This is a genomic window from Acidobacteriota bacterium (assembly GCA_028874215.1).
Taxonomy (GTDB): Bacteria; Acidobacteriota; UBA6911; order RPQK01; family JAJDTT01; genus JAJDTT01.
The window spans coordinates 222,274-237,606 of record JAPPLF010000061.1 but is presented as its reverse complement, the minus strand read 5'-3'; the positions used below and the strand labels follow the sequence as shown (position 1 = coordinate 237,606).

General features: G+C 62.1%; 15 protein-coding genes. 6 read left to right on the top strand and 9 right to left on the bottom strand.

The window, feature by feature from the left end:
- Both OXT71_11915 and OXT71_11910 read right to left on the bottom strand, forming a co-directional pair.
- The coding region (locus OXT71_11915) for a dihydrofolate reductase (GenBank protein ID MDE2927095.1) at nucleotides 1-318 on the bottom strand (318 nt) is incomplete at its 3' end.
- Nucleotides 315-1,109, bottom strand: coding sequence for a thymidylate synthase (locus OXT71_11910; protein ID MDE2927094.1), 795 nt, complete (start codon nucleotides 1,107-1,109; stop codon nucleotides 315-317). The genes OXT71_11915 and OXT71_11910, both read right to left, overlap by 4 nt.
- 221 nt (nucleotides 1,110-1,330) lie before the next feature.
- Here OXT71_11910 and OXT71_11905 point away from each other — a divergent pair, with 221 nt between their 5' ends.
- From OXT71_11905 to OXT71_11890, 4 genes are all read left to right on the top strand, one after another.
- Nucleotides 1,331-2,230, top strand: coding sequence for an aldo/keto reductase (locus OXT71_11905; GenBank protein MDE2927093.1), 900 nt, complete (start codon nucleotides 1,331-1,333; stop codon nucleotides 2,228-2,230).
- Between the two features lie 5 nt (nucleotides 2,231-2,235).
- Nucleotides 2,236-2,814, top strand: coding sequence for a hypothetical protein (locus OXT71_11900; protein MDE2927092.1), 579 nt, complete (start codon nucleotides 2,236-2,238; stop codon nucleotides 2,812-2,814).
- Nucleotides 2,815-2,845: 31 nt separating this feature from the next.
- Entirely contained in the window at nucleotides 2,846-3,679 is an 834-nt protein-coding gene (locus OXT71_11895; protein MDE2927091.1) for an SDR family oxidoreductase, read from the top strand.
- 88 nt (nucleotides 3,680-3,767) lie between these two features.
- Nucleotides 3,768-4,700, top strand: coding sequence for an endonuclease/exonuclease/phosphatase family protein (locus OXT71_11890; protein ID MDE2927090.1), 933 nt, complete (start codon nucleotides 3,768-3,770; stop codon nucleotides 4,698-4,700).
- Between the two features lie 649 nt (nucleotides 4,701-5,349).
- Here OXT71_11890 and OXT71_11885 read toward each other — a convergent pair.
- From OXT71_11885 to OXT71_11865, 5 genes are all read right to left on the bottom strand, one after another.
- Nucleotides 5,350-6,306: a hypothetical protein gene (locus tag OXT71_11885; GenBank protein MDE2927089.1), complete on the bottom strand. Its 957-nt coding sequence runs from the start codon at nucleotides 6,304-6,306 to the stop codon at nucleotides 5,350-5,352.
- A gap of 445 nt (nucleotides 6,307-6,751) precedes the next feature.
- On the bottom strand, nucleotides 6,752-7,648 hold the full coding sequence (locus tag OXT71_11880) for an alpha/beta hydrolase (GenBank protein MDE2927088.1): 897 nt from the start codon (nucleotides 7,646-7,648) through the stop codon (nucleotides 6,752-6,754).
- A gap of 359 nt (nucleotides 7,649-8,007) precedes the next feature.
- Nucleotides 8,008-8,223, bottom strand: a complete 216-nt coding sequence (locus tag OXT71_11875) for a pentapeptide repeat-containing protein (protein ID MDE2927087.1) — start codon at nucleotides 8,221-8,223, stop codon at nucleotides 8,008-8,010.
- A gap of 97 nt (nucleotides 8,224-8,320) precedes the next feature.
- Nucleotides 8,321-8,677, bottom strand: coding sequence for a polymer-forming cytoskeletal protein (locus OXT71_11870; protein MDE2927086.1), 357 nt, complete (start codon nucleotides 8,675-8,677; stop codon nucleotides 8,321-8,323).
- Between the two features lie 8 nt (nucleotides 8,678-8,685).
- Entirely contained in the window at nucleotides 8,686-8,955 is a 270-nt protein-coding gene (locus OXT71_11865; GenBank protein ID MDE2927085.1) for a hypothetical protein, read from the bottom strand.
- Nucleotides 8,956-9,310: 355 nt separating this feature from the next.
- Here OXT71_11865 and OXT71_11860 point away from each other — a divergent pair, with 355 nt between their 5' ends.
- Entirely contained in the window at nucleotides 9,311-11,665 is a 2,355-nt protein-coding gene (locus tag OXT71_11860; protein MDE2927084.1) for a response regulator, read from the top strand.
- A gap of 345 nt (nucleotides 11,666-12,010) precedes the next feature.
- Here the strand turns inward: OXT71_11860 and OXT71_11855 are convergent, their stop codons facing one another.
- On the bottom strand, nucleotides 12,011-13,195 hold the full coding sequence (locus OXT71_11855) for a mandelate racemase/muconate lactonizing enzyme family protein (GenBank protein ID MDE2927083.1): 1,185 nt from the start codon (nucleotides 13,193-13,195) through the stop codon (nucleotides 12,011-12,013).
- Nucleotides 13,196-13,340: 145 nt separating this feature from the next.
- Complete coding sequence (locus OXT71_11850) at nucleotides 13,341-14,183, bottom strand: sugar phosphate isomerase/epimerase (GenBank protein MDE2927082.1); 843 nt, start codon at nucleotides 14,181-14,183, stop codon at nucleotides 13,341-13,343.
- Nucleotides 14,184-14,307: 124 nt separating this feature from the next.
- Here OXT71_11850 and OXT71_11845 point away from each other — a divergent pair, with 124 nt between their 5' ends.
- Nucleotides 14,308-15,270 carry a DUF1501 domain-containing protein gene (locus OXT71_11845; protein ID MDE2927081.1) on the top strand — a complete coding sequence of 321 codons (963 nt, stop codon included), beginning with the start codon at nucleotides 14,308-14,310 and terminating at the stop codon, nucleotides 15,268-15,270.
- Nucleotides 15,271-15,333 lie beyond the last annotated feature (63 nt).

Sequence of the window (15,333 nt, the reverse complement as noted above, 5' to 3'; positions counted from 1 at the left end):
CAAGGTCTGGCGGTAGACTCCGGCGCCGCCTCCGACGAAGACTTCTTTGTCACCTTGAGCCAAGCGGAGGGCGTCTTCCAGGGAGGCCGCCACCTGGACTCCCGCGGGCGCATAGGAACGCCGTCCGGTGAGCACGATGGAGATCCGGCCCGGCAACGGCCTGCCGATGGACTCGAATGTCTTTCTCCCCATGATCAGATGGTGGCCCATGGTGAGCCGTTTGAATCGCCGCCAGTCGGCGGGCAACCGCCACGGCAACCGGTTGTCGCGGCCGATGACGCGGTTCCGGGCCATGGCCGCGATGATGGACAGCCTCATACCGATATGGGTGCCCTGATGTGGGGATGGGGATCGTAGGCTTCCAGCACGAAGTCTTCGTACCGGAAGTCGAATATCGAAGTGATTCGGGGATTCAGGAGAATGCGGGGCAATGGCCGGGGCCGGCGGGAGAGCTGCAGGCGCGCCTGATCCAGGTGATTCAGATAAAGGTGCGCATCCCCGAAGGTATGGATGAACTCTCCCGGTTCCAGTCCGCAGACCTGGGCCATCATCCGGGTCAGCAGGGCGTAGCTGGCCAGGTTGAAAGGGACGCCCAGAAAGACGTCGGCGCTCCGCTGATAGAGTTGGCAGGAGAGGCGCTCCTCGGCCACGTAGAACTGGAACAGCGTGTGGCACGGCGGAAGCTTCATCCGGTCCACGTCGGCGACGTTCCACGCGCTCACGATGTGGCGCCGCGAGTCGGGATTCGTGCGGATGGCCTTGATGACGCCGGTGATCTGGTCGATGCGGCGGCCGCTTGGCGTCGGCCAGGAGCGCCACTGGTAGCCGTAAATCGGGCCCAGATCGCCATCCCGGTCGGCCCACTCGTCCCAGATGCTCACTCCGTTTTCGTTCAGGTAGGCGATGTTGGTGTCTCCCGCCAGAAACCAGAGGAGCTCATGGATCACCGACCGGAGATGCAGTTTCTTGGTCGTCAGCAGCGGGAAACCTTGGGACAGGTCGACGCGCATCTGATACCCGAAAACGCTCCGGGTCCCGGTCCCGGTGCGGTCGCTCTTCTCGACGCCGTTTTCGAGAATATGCCGAAGTAAATCCAGGTAAACTTGCATGGACCCGAGCCTCCTGGGAGGCTCCCTCGCATTGTAGTAGACAGGGGCGAAAAAAGGCATGACACTGCCCGTTCGCCAAGCCCCGTCTCTGTTGCCTTACTCACAACGCCACATATAGAATCGGCGTGATGGCCGGTGGTGGAACCGCGGCAGGCGACATCACGGGCTGGCAGCGAGGCAACGCAGCCATGCAACTCCATCCCTTTGGCAACACTGGGTTTATGGTTTCCCCCCTTGGTTTCGGAGGGGCTCCGGTCGGCTACCTGGGAGAGGATCTCCAGGATGTTTCCCGCCTCCTCAACACGCTGCTGGACGAAGGGGTGAACCTCATCGATACCGCCGCCTGCTACCCGGGATCGGAAAAACTCGTCGGCGCGGCGGTGAGTCACCGGCGCGGGGATTATGTCCTGGTCACGAAGTGCGGCCATGAAGTTGGGGGGGCCCGCGGACGCGAGTGGTCGGCCCGGCTCGTGACCAATACGGTGGACCGGGCTCTGCGGCGCCTCCGCACCGACACCATCGACGTGATGCTGCTCCACTCCTGTTCCCTGCCGGTGCTTCAAGAGGGAGACGCGCTGGCTGCCCTGGTGCGGGCCCGGGACCAGGGAAAGATCCGCTTCGTGGGCTACTCGGGAGACAATGAAGCCGCCGCCTACGCCGCCGGCCTGCCCGACGTGGCGGTGGTCCAGACTTCCGTAAACATCTGCGACCAGTCCAATATCGATTCGGTGCTTCCCCACACCCGGGAAGGGGGACAGGGAGTACTGGCGAAACGGCCGCTGGCCAACGCCGCATGGAAAAACGTGTCGGACCAGCGGGGCATCTACCAGAATTACGCCAGGTCCTATATGGCGCGTCTCCAGTCCATGGGCTTCACGCTGGACGACCTGGGATTCGAGGGCGATCCGGCTCGGGTCTGGCCCGGCATTGCGTTGCGCTTCACCCTGTCTCAGCCGGGAGTTCACTGCGCCATCGCGGGCACCACCAGCATTCAAAACGCCAGGGCCAATATCCGGGCCGCCGGTGAGGGTCCGCTCGCCGACCCGGTCGTCAAGAAAATTCGCCGGGCCTTTCTCTCCGCACGGTCCCGATCAGGCGAGGACTGGCCGGGATTGACCTGATTCTCATGGCCTTCCACCCTGCCGACTACGGACCGATTCTGTCGCCGCTGCTGGATCCGGAGCGTCTTCCGGAACTGGGTCCGGGCCGGCCCGACCCCAGGATTCAGGGTCTGTTGGATGCGGTGACGCCGGATGGTGCCTTTGCCCATGCGAATCTCGTGGACCGGGAAATGGCCCGTGCCTGTCTGGCGGGCCTCTGGCTCCACCATGACCATCTGGACCGTTCCCATGCCGTCAGTCAGACGATTCACTCGGCCACCGGAAGCTACTGGCATGGCGTCATGCATCGGCGGGAGGGAGACTACCCCAACGCCAAGTACTGGTTTCGCCGGACCGGGGAGCATCCGGTCTTTCCGGACCTGGCTCGGAGCGCCGGGCGGATGACGGCCGGTGGCGGGGCCGATACCGAACGGCTGAGCTCCGGAGAGCGCTGGGACCCCTACGCCTTCGTGGACCTGTGCCGGGACTGTGTCTCAGGCCGCTCGGGCAGCGAGGCGCTCTGCCGCCGGGTCCAGCGTCTGGAATGGGAACTCCTCTTCGACTTCTGTTACAGGCGCGCCGCGGGAATCGGGATCACCTCCTGATTCGCGGGAAGGCGAAAGCGAGGACTTCGAAATGGGAAGACTTCAGGACCAGGCGGCTATCGTCACGGGAGGCGCCCAGGGTCTGGGAGGGGCCATTGCCAGAGGTCTGGCGGCGGAGGGAGCCTCGGTTCTGATCGCCGACATCGACCTGGACGAATCCCGCAGGAACGTCGAGAGGATTCGGGCGGTGGGCAATACGGCGCTCGCGCTGCGGACCGACGTCAGCCGGAGAGAGGATCTGCAGGCGGCCGTGGAACGGGCGGTTCGGGAATGGGGAAGGCTGGACATTCTGGTCAACAACGCCTTTGACGTGTCCGCCGCCGGGACCGGAGGAGCCGTTCAGGTTTCGGAAGAGGACTGGGACGCCGGAATGAACGTAATGGTCAAGGCTATCTACCGGGCAGTCAAGCTTGCGGTGCCCGAGATGATCAGGACCGGCGCCGGGAGTATCGTCAACATCTCTTCGGTCCATGGCCTGCTCATGGCTCCCGGATTTCTGGTGTACGAGACGGCCAAAGCCGCGGTCATCGGCATGACCCGGCAGATGGCCTGTGAATTCGGCCCAGCCGGGATACGCGTCAACTCGATTCTGCCCGGTCACATGGTGACGGAGCGGCTCCAGCCCATGTGGGACGAGAACCCCTCCGGGCACGCCTACTTCCAGGATCAGTACCCCGTCGGCCGCTTGGGCACTCCGGAGGACATCGCCAATGGCGCGGTCTTCCTCTGCTCGGAGGAAGCCTCCTTCATCACCGGCCACGCTCTGGTCATCGACGGTGGACTCTCCATCCAGCTTCAGGAGAACTTCGGGGTTCGCCAGGGCCGGTACATGGCGGAGCACCCGGAGACCCGGATTCCCGAATAGGTTCACCCGCATTGCGCCGAACCGGAGAGCGGACCCGCTGCCGGACTTCCGCGCGGCATTCGCCACACGTGCGGGGTAGGATTCGCCCATGAATCTGTGGCTTTTGGCCGGCGTCCTGGCCGTAACGGCTTCCTCGATCCAGGGTCAGGACCGAATCCGCGTCGGCGCCTGGAATATCGAGACCCTGGGATCGCCCGACAGCCGGGACTATCTGCGCAAGTCTCCTTCCAACGGATACGGTGTGCCTCGGGAGCCGGCGGAGCTGGCGGAACAGATCGAGGTTCTGCGGCTCGACGTGTTGGCTCTTTCAGAGATCGACGACACCGATGCACGTGAAGGCTCGATGACGAACCGGGTGCTGGATGAGGCGTTCCGGATCCTGAATCGGCGTACCGGCAATGACTGGGATTATCGGCTGTTCCCCAAACGGATCCGCCGATACAGCTCCCAACACACGGGTCTGGCCTGGAACCGGCAGCGAATTCGAGCCGTGGGCAGGCGATTCCGGATCCCTGTCGCCGACGTCACTTCACGCCGGTACTTCGAGTGGGACCGGCATCCCCACGCCATGAAGTTCACCCGCGGAAGAGGACGAACCGATTTCGTCGTGATTCCCATTCACATGAAGGCGGGGAGGAATGATGCGGCTGTGAAGCAGCGGCGGAGCGAAGCGGAGGCGCTGGTCCGGGAGTTATCCGAGATCCAAGAACATTTTCAGGATCGGGACATCATTTTCATCGGCGACTTCAATATGCTTCGGCGCAGTGAACCGGCGGGCCGCGTTTATCGGAAAAAGGGAGGCCTGTTCGATCTGAACTATTCGGATCGATCGACCCATATCGCCGATCTTCCCTTCGACCGGTGCTACATACCGAGGGCGCAGCGGGAAAACGAGTTCGCGGGTGTCACCCAGGTGCGGATCGTTGCGCCTGCGGCGGGGGAGCGGAGGCGGTTCCGCCGGGAGTTTTCCGATCATTGGCCCATCGTTCTTGAGTTCGCGGAGTTGGCGGACGACGATTGAGTCGCGGCAGGCGGTTTTCCTACCGCCCCGTGTTTGCTTGCCTAATTGGATGGGGAAAGCGTAGCGGGGGGACTGCCGTCCCCTTTACGGAATATTTCCATTAACTATCTGAATTTAATAGAGTTATGATCTATTCTCCCGACCTGGTTCCCTCATTTCATCCCACGTTCTAAACGGGATTCCATTCGACCATATTGGAGGTCCGAGGACTCCATGGACGAGTTTCGAGGCTCGACTCCAATGCTTGAAGCGCCTGTGCGCTCCGGTAATTGGGGGGCATACATTCGCCGAACAGATCCATTTGGCCAGCACTTGCTGATGACGTAGCGGCTTCTCCCCCGGCGATCCTTCACCTTTATCGATGCCCATGCATCTCCTCCTTTCTGGATCCGGGTTCTTCGCCGTGGGGCGAATCGTACCACGGCTCCAGAGAGAACCGGCGAATCTCTCTTCTTTCCCGCAGGAAGTCTGTTAATTTCAGTTACCGAGCGCCGCCGCGTCTTTCGTAGAGCGTCCTGAGTACTCGGCACCCAGGATAATAGCTAGCTGCGCGGCTAGACTATCAACGTCCTAGGTGATGGCAGCGACGGGTTTCAAGTCGTCCGGAACTCCCAGGAATGTGTATCGTCACAGTTTTGAAGTTTCATAATTACGGGATTTGGGAAAGGTCGAGGGGAGTGCCCCACAGGCAGCGTCTTTCATGGTCCCTCAACTTCCAGAACTCATCGATCGCAGCGTCTGTCTCGAAATGCATACGGACCTCAGGGTCACACAGGAGTCGTGAGTACACACTGCAAGCGAGGCACTCGATTAGCCGGGTCCTTTCCCAGCACGCATCTTCACCCTGATCTAGTGAGTTTAGGTGTTCCGTATTGCTACGCATGTCGTAGGCTTCCTTCAACCAGGTGCGCGTGTCCTCACCTGGTTTGGCGAAGGTCTGGCAGCGGTGCACGAACTGTTTTTTTGTCTCACCCCTCTCCGGATGAATGGGTCCCTCCAGAGATCGGACAAACTGGTGTAGACGATCATCACCCCTTCGTTCTTGCAGGCCCTTCAAAAGAGTCCTCAAGCCTCGACGGACCCGCTGAAACCGCGGCCGGCCCGCTTCCATCGCTGCCACGCCGTTGAGACGACCAACACTGTCTTTGAGCCAATCCATAGTGATGGGTTTAGGCGTCCACCCTCTGGTCTGGAAGAATGTTTGCATCCGGTCCACCTGGCGGATTTGGGTCTCTCCGTTTACGAAGAAGCCCCCCAGTAAATCCGCGCCGTTCGCTATATCGATACCCGGACGGAGGTGCAGCATGGCGAACAGATAACGAAGGTCTTTGGTAATACGCCTGTGCAAATCGTCGAGAACCCCAGGATTGTTCGAAGGCTCCTCAACAACCAGGACCAAATTAGCCTTCTCGAGGCGCTTCATACGACTAGAGCCCAGCCATTGCTTCCACACCCTGAATTCACGGATCGGTAAGTGGGTCATGACCCGTGTCTTGTCCGAGAGATCGAAGGTCGTAGTAGGGAGGCAGGTGTAAACATTCTTGATGGCCAAGATGGCGAACGCGCTGTTTTCTTGAAATTCTTGGCCGATTTTGCTGGTAGCCATACTGGAAAATCCTCCCTTATTCCCTAGGCTACCCTCAAGGATCACGAACTCCGGCACAATGTTCCGCCCTGCCGCGCTAGGTAGACGCCGGCCAATTCGGAGGAACGATACAGCGCCATACAGCGCCTTAGGGACAGTCTCAAAAGTGAGAGCTGCTGAGTGTGGCCTCTCCGCGTCGCTGCCGAATTATTGTCGGTAACGTACGTTACCGTAAATGGTTGTGGCCGGGCCGCTGCCCGCTCTCCCCGAATCCGACGTCGCCGCGAAGGCGTTCCCGCCGGTGGTGGTGCTCCGCGGCCTTTAGGCATCTTCGTGCCTTTGGACAGGAACCGCGTTCGTCGTCACGGGCGTTTCGGTTCGACATCAACTGTCACCCGCCTGGTGCTTCGCCGGTCACTCCTCCCCCCTGGACTTGTTCAGGCTCTGCGTATTGGAAATGACTCCGTCACGCGAAACCCCGTCGTTCCAGGAAACGAACCAGGATGGCGGCACACTCGTTCGGGTTCTCCAGTTGGAGGTAGTGGGTCGTCTCTGGAACGAAATCGTAATCGACGGTGGTCATTCCGCCAAGGGTGAGGCTCGGCAGGAATGAGAAGGACAGGGTCGGGTCCGCGCCAATCACCTTGACGGGGCAGGTGAGGGTGCTTGATTCCGGTTCATAGATGTAGGCGAAGAAGTACTCGTATATGCTCGCCTCGTAGTCCAGCGGACAGCGAAGCTCGAAGCCGTCTCCGTCGCCCACCGGACGGAGGAGTACCCGCCCGGCGAGTTCCGGGACACCGGGAAGCAGCCGCGCCAATAAGGGCGATTCGCGAAAAACCTTGGCGAAGTGTCTCCTGTGCTCGAACCAAGTCTGGCGCCGCGAGGTACGCTTCCGGAAGCGCTGACACATCCGATCGACTTCCAGCGGGTCACCGCTGGTCGCGTAGATCGGGGGATCAAAGAGCACGAGGGCACTCGCATCGGCTCCCGGTGGATCATGGTGCAGGATCGTCACTGCCGACAACGAATGGAATACGCCGATCCACGGCTTGAGCCCGAAATGTCGCGTGATCCCCCGGAAGACATCCTCGTTGTCCGATGCGAACGTCGCCACATTGTGGCTCGGAACGGGGCTCAGCGGGTTTCTGCCGTGGTTGCGGAAGTCGTAGACGACGAGGTCGAAGCGATCGGCGAGCAGCGACCAGAACGGGTAGTAGAGATCGATTGCCAGGCCGTTGCCGTGGCTCAGAACAAGTCGCGGTCCCTTTGCGTTGCCGTGCCGGCGCAAGAGGATGCGGGTGCCGTCCTCCGTGCGGACATCGGCGGTGGCCAAGGGCTCGGGAACCTCCCATCGGCACATCAGCGGCCAGTCCAATCACCTGTCAACGGTGTGGACCGCGGGCTGGATCGGACCAGCCTGGAGCACCGATGAGGCCACCAGCACCGAAATCAGAACGATGGACACTATAGGTTCTGCAGGCATTTTGTACTCCTTTGCGGTTGCCTCGCTTCGGCAGTGACAATGGTTCACGCACAGGTGTCTTGGATATTTGGCCCGGGACATCGATCATCATCGGCGATTGTCCGATCAGGCGATGAGAAACCATCTCCGAATCGGGGGTTTCACTGTGGGGTGCGGTCCCTGGCTTGGTCATCTTCCGGAGGGCTCGCCGGTCAGGATCGTTCCCTCCAGCTTCGCCCCGGTCAGATCCGTTCGTCCTAGCTCCCTCCCGTTAGATTCGCCTCCCTGAGATCCGCCCGCATCAGGGTTGCCCTCGTGAGGTCCGCGTCCCGGAAATCGGAGCCGCGCAAATCTTGGCCGCTCAGATCAGCTCCTGTCAGGTTTCGGCCAGACCAGGTCTTGTTCTGTTGCGCCGGGATATCCGCCTCTGGAATTAGGACTAGAAGGACCAAGATCCCCAACTCGTTTCTCATAGCCGAACGATCTCCCACGGATCTGAGTCAGACTTCACGGCCGTAGACGGAACCGCCACTCGAATCTGAAACGGGATCATTTCGCGAAAGACCGGGATTAAACTCCCGTGTCGACGGTGCCACGATATCGGCACCCGTTTTCCAGAACCAATTGGGGAGCGAACAGGTCGCCCTGGACGCAACCGGTCACGTGGATCTTCTCTTCGCCCTGAAGGTGCCCTTCCACAGCGCCGTCGACCCGAATCCGTTTTCCTACCAAGTTGGCCTTGACCCAGGCTCCCTGTCCCACGGTGATGTTGCATCCGGGAAGCGATATGCGACCTTCGATCCGACCCAAGACGAGTAGATCCTGACCTCCACTCACCTCCCCCTTGATGGTGATGGTGGCTCCCACAACAGTTCGTTGCCCGGATTGTTCCCTAAGCGCACGGGCGGGCGGGCGTTCAGATTTCATCCGTACCCTCAAAAAAACCGGACCGTTTCTGTCAGTAACCCCGAGAGGAAAACCGCGATCAGGACCGAAACCCCAATGGTGAATACGGTGGTGGTGAAGATAGAGATCCGAGCTCCCCGAAAGACCTGCCAGATCAAGACGACCAGGTAACCCTCGAAAGCCGCCGCACCGTGGATTGATAGGATTCCGGCCCGCTTGGCGGCCGGAATCCGCAGACCGTTTCGTTCCGGTGCGGACGGGACCAGGGCGGTCCGCACGTGCACGCCGTCTTCTCTCAATTCGCTGCGGATGCGCTCCGCCAGTAGGGCAGGCAATGCTAAAAGCAGCGCTAGGACCCCTACAATCATTGGCAGGATAGGATGCGCTGTCCGCCGCGATGGGTGATTTGGCGCTCGGATAATTCGTTTGCTGCGGAAGCTGGCATTTGGATAACCTCTGGCGCCGGGGGTCGTTCTTACGAACCCTCGGATCCCGAACCACAGCATTGTATAAATGTTCCAGATCGGACATACGGTGACGAAGTGAATTCCATATGACAATTTGTGCTTGTCTGCTGCCGACATTATGAATTCTTGTCCGATGTATGGAGATGCCGAACCGAGGCCCGGTCCGGGATCCGGTAAGGAGGAGCGTATGCAGAATCTGGACGAACTGAGGGAGGAGAACGAACTGCTGCGGAACCGCATCTCCAGGCTCACCGCGGCCAGCCTGCGAATCAGCGCGAGCCTCGACCTCGACACGGTGCTGCGCGAGATCGTGGAAAGCGCCCGTGAGCTGACGGGAGCCGACTGCGGCGTCATCACGACCCTCGATGCCTCAGGGCAGGTCGAGGACTTCGTCTCTTCCGGCTTCACTGTGGAAGAACACCAGCAGTTGACGGATTGGCCCGCCGGGCTACGGCTCTTCGAGCATTTGCGGGACCTCCCGGGACCGATCAGACTGCGGAATCTTCCCGGCTATGTCCGGTCGCTCGGCATTTCCCCGCACTTGATGTGGATGAAGACTTTCCAGGTAACGCCGATGCGTCATCGGGGCGTCCACGTCGGCAGCTTCTTTCTCGCCCGGAAGGAAGGCAGCAGGGAGTTCACGAGAGAGGACGAAGAGATTCTCGTGCTGTTCGGGTCGCAGGCGGCAGCGGCCATCGCCAACGCCCGGACCTACCGGGACGAGGAGCGGGCCAGGGCCGATCTGGAGACCCTGGTCGACATCTCGCCGGTGGGCGTCGCGGTCCTCGATGTCAAGTCGGGCAAAGTGTTGTCCGTCAATCGGGAGGCGAAGCGGATTGTCGGAGGCCTGCTCTCGCCGGGCCACGGTGTGGAGGAGCTGCTGGAGATAGTGACGTTGCGGAGCCCGGACGGATGGGAGATCTCGCTGGAGGAAGTTCCCGCGGTGCAGGCGCTGAGCGACGCGGTGCCGATCCGCGCCGAGGAGATCGTCGTCCAAGTGCCAGACGGCCGGAGTGTCACGATGCTGATGAACGCTGTGCCGATTCGTTCCGAGACCGGAACGAATGAGTCGGTGGTCGTCACGATGCAGGATCTGGCTCCGCTGGAGGATTTGGAGCGGTTGCGGGCCGAGTTCCTGAGCCTGGTGAGTCACGAGTTGCGGGCCCCGCTGATCTCCATCAAGGGCTCGACCACCACTGTGCTGAGCACCCTGCCGGAACCGAATCTGGCCGAGATTCTCCAGATTATCCGTCTCATCGACGGGCAGGCCGATCATATGCGTGGTTTGATTAACGATCTGCTGGATGCGGGCCACATCGAGACGGGCACACTGTCGGTCTCCCCTGAGCCTTTGGACGTGGCCAGCTTGGTGGACCAGGCCAGGAACACGTTCCTGAGTGGCGGGGGCAGACACGCCGTCCACATTGACCTGCCGCTGGATCTCCCCCGGGTGATGGCCGACCGGCAGCGCATCATTCAGGTCATGAACAACCTCCTTGCCAACGCTGCCCGGCACTCACCCGTGTCCGCACCGATCCGGATCACTGCGGTTCACGAGGACGTTCACGTGGCGGTCTCCGTGTCGGACGAAGGCCGGGGGGTGCCGCCGGATCTGCTGCCGCACCTTTTCCGCAAGCACGCGCGTGTGGGCGGCGATCGGGGGATCCGCGGGTCCGGCCTGGGTCTGGCCATCTGCAAGGGCCTGGTGGAGGCCCACGGCGGACGCATTCGGGCCGAGAGTGAAGGGGATGGTCTGGGCGCCCGGTTCACCTTCACGATTCCGGTGGCGGCCGACGCCGGGATTGACGCCGCGACGGGTATCGTCCGAAGTTCACCCCCTTTTCCTCGCGAAGATCAGGGGCAAACACGAATCCTTGTGGTGGACGACGACCCTCAGACGCTACGGTACGTACGGGACGCGCTCGCGGCGGCCGGCTATAGACCGCTGGTTACTGGCGATCCTCGAGAGGTGTCCCGCCTGATCCAGGTGAAGCAACCCCGGCTGGTCCTGCTGGACCTCATGCTGCCGGGGACGGACGGTCTCGAGTTGATGGAGCGCGTCCCCGAGATGGCCGATCTGCCAGTCATCTTCATTTCCGGCTACAAAAGAGATGAGACGATCGCAAGAGCCTTGGAGATGGGTGCCGCCGATTACATCGTCAAGCCGTTCTCGAAGACGGAATTGACGGCGAGGGTTCAGGCGGCCCTGCGCCGGCGACACCGACCGCCCAGATCCTTCCGATCGGGGGATCTGGACATCCACTACGAGGACCGCCAAGTGACCATGGCCGGGCGGCCGGTGCCACTGACGGTAACCGAATACGAACTGCTCCGAGTACTTTCGGTCAACGCGGGCCGGATCCTGACGTACGATTCTCTGCTGCGCCAAGTCTGGGACCGGCGGGACTTGGGAGATCATCGGATCGTGCACGCCTTCGTGAAGAGACTCCGCCGCAAGCTGGGCGATGACGCGGCCCGGCCAACCTACATCTCTACCGAGCGCCAAGTCGGCTACCGCATGCTCAAGCCAAGAGATCCGTGAGGCTTCCCGATCTGCGTCGGATCCCCGGCCCCCGAGAAGAACGGCGAAACCTCCACATCCTCCCCTTTTTCGGAGAGCGCCTTGTGGGGGTGGCGGCCCTTCGGCTTGGTTTTCCGGGGCAAAAGGGGAGCACTGATTACATCACCCATTACACCATAAGAAACGGGATGGAGATGGATATCAAGGGACGTCAGGGGAGGAAGAAACGGGGTGAGAACAGGTCTAACCTAAAGACAAACAACCACTTATAAGATATTCCGGGATCTCTTGGGATATCGCTGGATTCAATGGATGTGTTGCCGTCCCCACCCCCCCTGGTCGGCGGTAGGAAAACCGCGGCTCCTCCTACCAACCCTTCCAACTGCCGTCGGCGTGACGGTACTGGCGGTAGGACATGTCGGCGTCATAGCGGAGCTTGGCGATGTCGGTTTCCTTGACCCGGATCCCGAGGCCGGGCCGGTCGCTGAGCCGGACGTGGCCGTCTGTCAGCGTGAGGTCGTGCTCCACGTACCGGTCCATCCGCTCCAATCCCCAGGCTTCCTGGACCAGAAAATTGGAGATGACGGCGTCCGCCTGAAACAGGGCTGCCAAATGGACCGGTCCCGACGCGTTGTGGGGCGCCATCAGGATCTGCGCCTCCTCGGCCAGGCGCGAGACGGCCAGGAACTGGGTGATTCCGAAGGCATGGCTCAGGTCGGGCTGGAGAAAGGCGCAGGCGCGGGCATCGATGACTTCCTTGAACTCCCGGTAGGAGAAGAATTTTTCCCCGGTGGCGATGGGAACCGGACTGCGCGCCGAGATCTCCTTGAGCGCCGCGATGGACCCGACCTTGCAAGGCTCCTCCAGGAAGAGCGGCTTGTAGGGCGCCACGGCTTCGGCGAAGGCGATGGCCAGGGCCGGATTGGGACTGCCGTGGGTGTCCAGCATCAGGTCGATCTCCGGTCCCACCTCCTCCCGGACCGCCGCCACGATTCGGACGCACTCGTCCAAGGCGGCCCGGTCCATGGGCCACGTCCGCATCTCCAGAGGGTTCCCCTTGAGACCTCGAACGCCCGAGGCGACGGCGGCCCGCGCCTTGGCCACGGCTTCCTGGACGGATTCGAAGCTGATGCCGCCATGGTAGACGCGGATGCGGTCCCGCTTCCGGCCGCCCAGGATCTGGTAGACCGGGACCCCCCAGGCTTTTCCGGCGATGTCGTAGAGGGCCATGTTCACCGCCGCCAGGGCCGTACCCAGGACCGGTCCCCCCTTCCAGGGGAGGCGGTCCGAGATGTCGTCGCAGAGAGCGACCACGTTGAGCGGGTCCTGCCCCACCAGGAGTTCCCGCCAGCCCTCCAGCGTCGTCCTGATTACCGGCGAGAGCCATTCGATGCTCCCCTCGCCCCAGCCCGAGAGTTCCGTATCGGTCTCGATCTTCAGGAACAGCCAGGTCTTGAAGGTGCTGGCGATGCTCCGTCGGACTCCCTTCCTGGGGGGAGGACTTCCGGTCGGCACGTTGAACATGTAGGTCTTCAATCCGGTGATTTTCATGGGTCCGGTCCTTCTCCGCCCGGGAGGCCCCTGCGGCCTCGGTGCGGTCGCAAACAGGGAGCCGGCCGACGATCCGAGGCCCGCCGTGGCGATCAGGAAGTCACGACGGTCCAAGCCGTCCGCTCGGCATGGGAACATGATGGTGTCAACGGTCCGAGGCCGATTCCAGCCTCGATTCAATCTCCCGGAGGTATGAGATGCTTTCCCGGGCGATACGCTCGCCGCCGGCCCGGAAATCGAAGACCTCCAAGGAGACCCAGCCTCCATAGTTCCGATCCCGCAGGAATCGCAGGAGGCGTTCGAAGTCCACGTCTCCGGTGCCGGGATGGCGGCCGTCGATCTCGTTGACGTGAACGTGGCGTATTCGGGACCAGTAACGCTCGGCCAGGTGGAGGAAGTCGCCCCCCTCGTCGGCGGCGTTGTGGCAATCGAACATGGTCTGGACATGACTGTGGGCGACCCGGTCCACCACTTCGACCGCCTCCGCCAGAGTGGAGACCACATCCGTCTCCTCGCTCGAAACGGCCTCCATCAGGAGCGTCACCTCCCGCTCGCGCGCCGAGGGAGCCAGCTCGGCCAGACCCTCGGCGAGCCGGCCCAGTGCTTCCCGGGCCGTCATTCCGTCCCGAGTGCTCCGCTGTTGGGGCGAGCCGAGGATCATGAGATGTCCGCCCAGGTCACCGCAGAAGTCGATGAGGCGCGAGAGATAGGACCAACTCTTGTCCCTCAGGGTCCGGTCCCGAGTCGTCAGATGCAGCCCCTTGGGCTTGACCAGGAGCCAGTGGATCCCCGAGCAGACCATTCCCTCTCCTTCGATGGTCTGCCGAATCTGCCGCCGCTGCCGGGGCGGGATCTCATCCACCGAGTCGGCCAGCGTGAACGGAGCCACCTCCAGACCCCGGTATCCGAGTGCGTGGACCGTTCGGCAGGTTTGGGCCAGGTCCTGTTCCCCAAAGATCTCACTGCAGATCGCGTGTCTCAGTCGCAAGATGCCACCCCCGTCGCCATATCGGCCGAATCGCCGACTGTTCATGCTGTAGTATAGGAAGCTGCGTCGAAAGTCTCCACGGGATGCGGCGAACTCCCAAGGCTGGAAAACACCGGAGGATCAGGTGAAACGGCGAGAGTTTCTCCGGAAGTCGTGCCTGGTTTCCGGCGTCTCTCTGGCCGCCGGCATTCGTTCGCCGGCGGGGAGTATCGACCCGCGGCCGGTATCGGTGTTCATTGAGTTGGCTGGGGGCTGCGATGGTCTCAACACGGTGGTCCCGCATGGCCTGGAGGACTACTACCGGCAGCGTCCGAATCTGGCGATTCCTCCCGCGGACGTCCTGAAGCTGGACGACGCCGTCGGATTCCATCCCTCCCTGGACGGGTTCAAAAGGCTGTTCGACGGGGGAAAGGTGGCTCTGGTTCAGGGAGTGGGCTATCCCGATCCGAATCGATCCCATTTTCGGTCCAGAAAGATCTGGCATACGGCGCGGGTGGGAACGGCGGCGGAGGGGGACAGTCCGGACCGCCGATGCCTGCCGGAACTTGGAATGCGGGTGACGGACGGAGCTCTTGGGGCGAATCTGGCGGTCGTCGCCCGGTGCATCGCAGCCGGGACGGGAGTGCGGGTGTTCTACACGTCCATGGGCGGCTTCGACACCCATGCCTTTCAGGTTGTCCCGGGGAATCCGACCCGGGGGATCCATGCCCGGCTCCTCTCCATGCTCTCCGCGGCCGTTACCGGCTTCCTGGACGACCTGACCCGCCGAGGCCGGGACGAGCATGTGGTCGTCGTGATCTTCAGCGAGTTCGGACGGCGTCTGGCGGAGAATGAGACTTTCGGCACCGACCACGGAACCGCCAATCCCGTATTCATCGTGGGAAAGAGGGTCTTCGCGGGGCTTCACGGGCGCCACCCGGGCCTGTCTCCCCATGAGTTGACGCCGTCCGGAGACCTGGTTCACACGGTGGACTTTCGCAACGTCTTCGCCGGGATTCTGCCCGGTTGGGTGGGGATCCGGGCGGGATGCGCCGCCGCTCCGCGGCTCTCGCTGTTGCGATCCGGCTCGGTCGCCGTTTCGGCCTGAAGGCGGGCAATCGACTGATTTGACCCACTCTCTTTCCCGGAGTCCGGGTTTGGCGCCGTGATA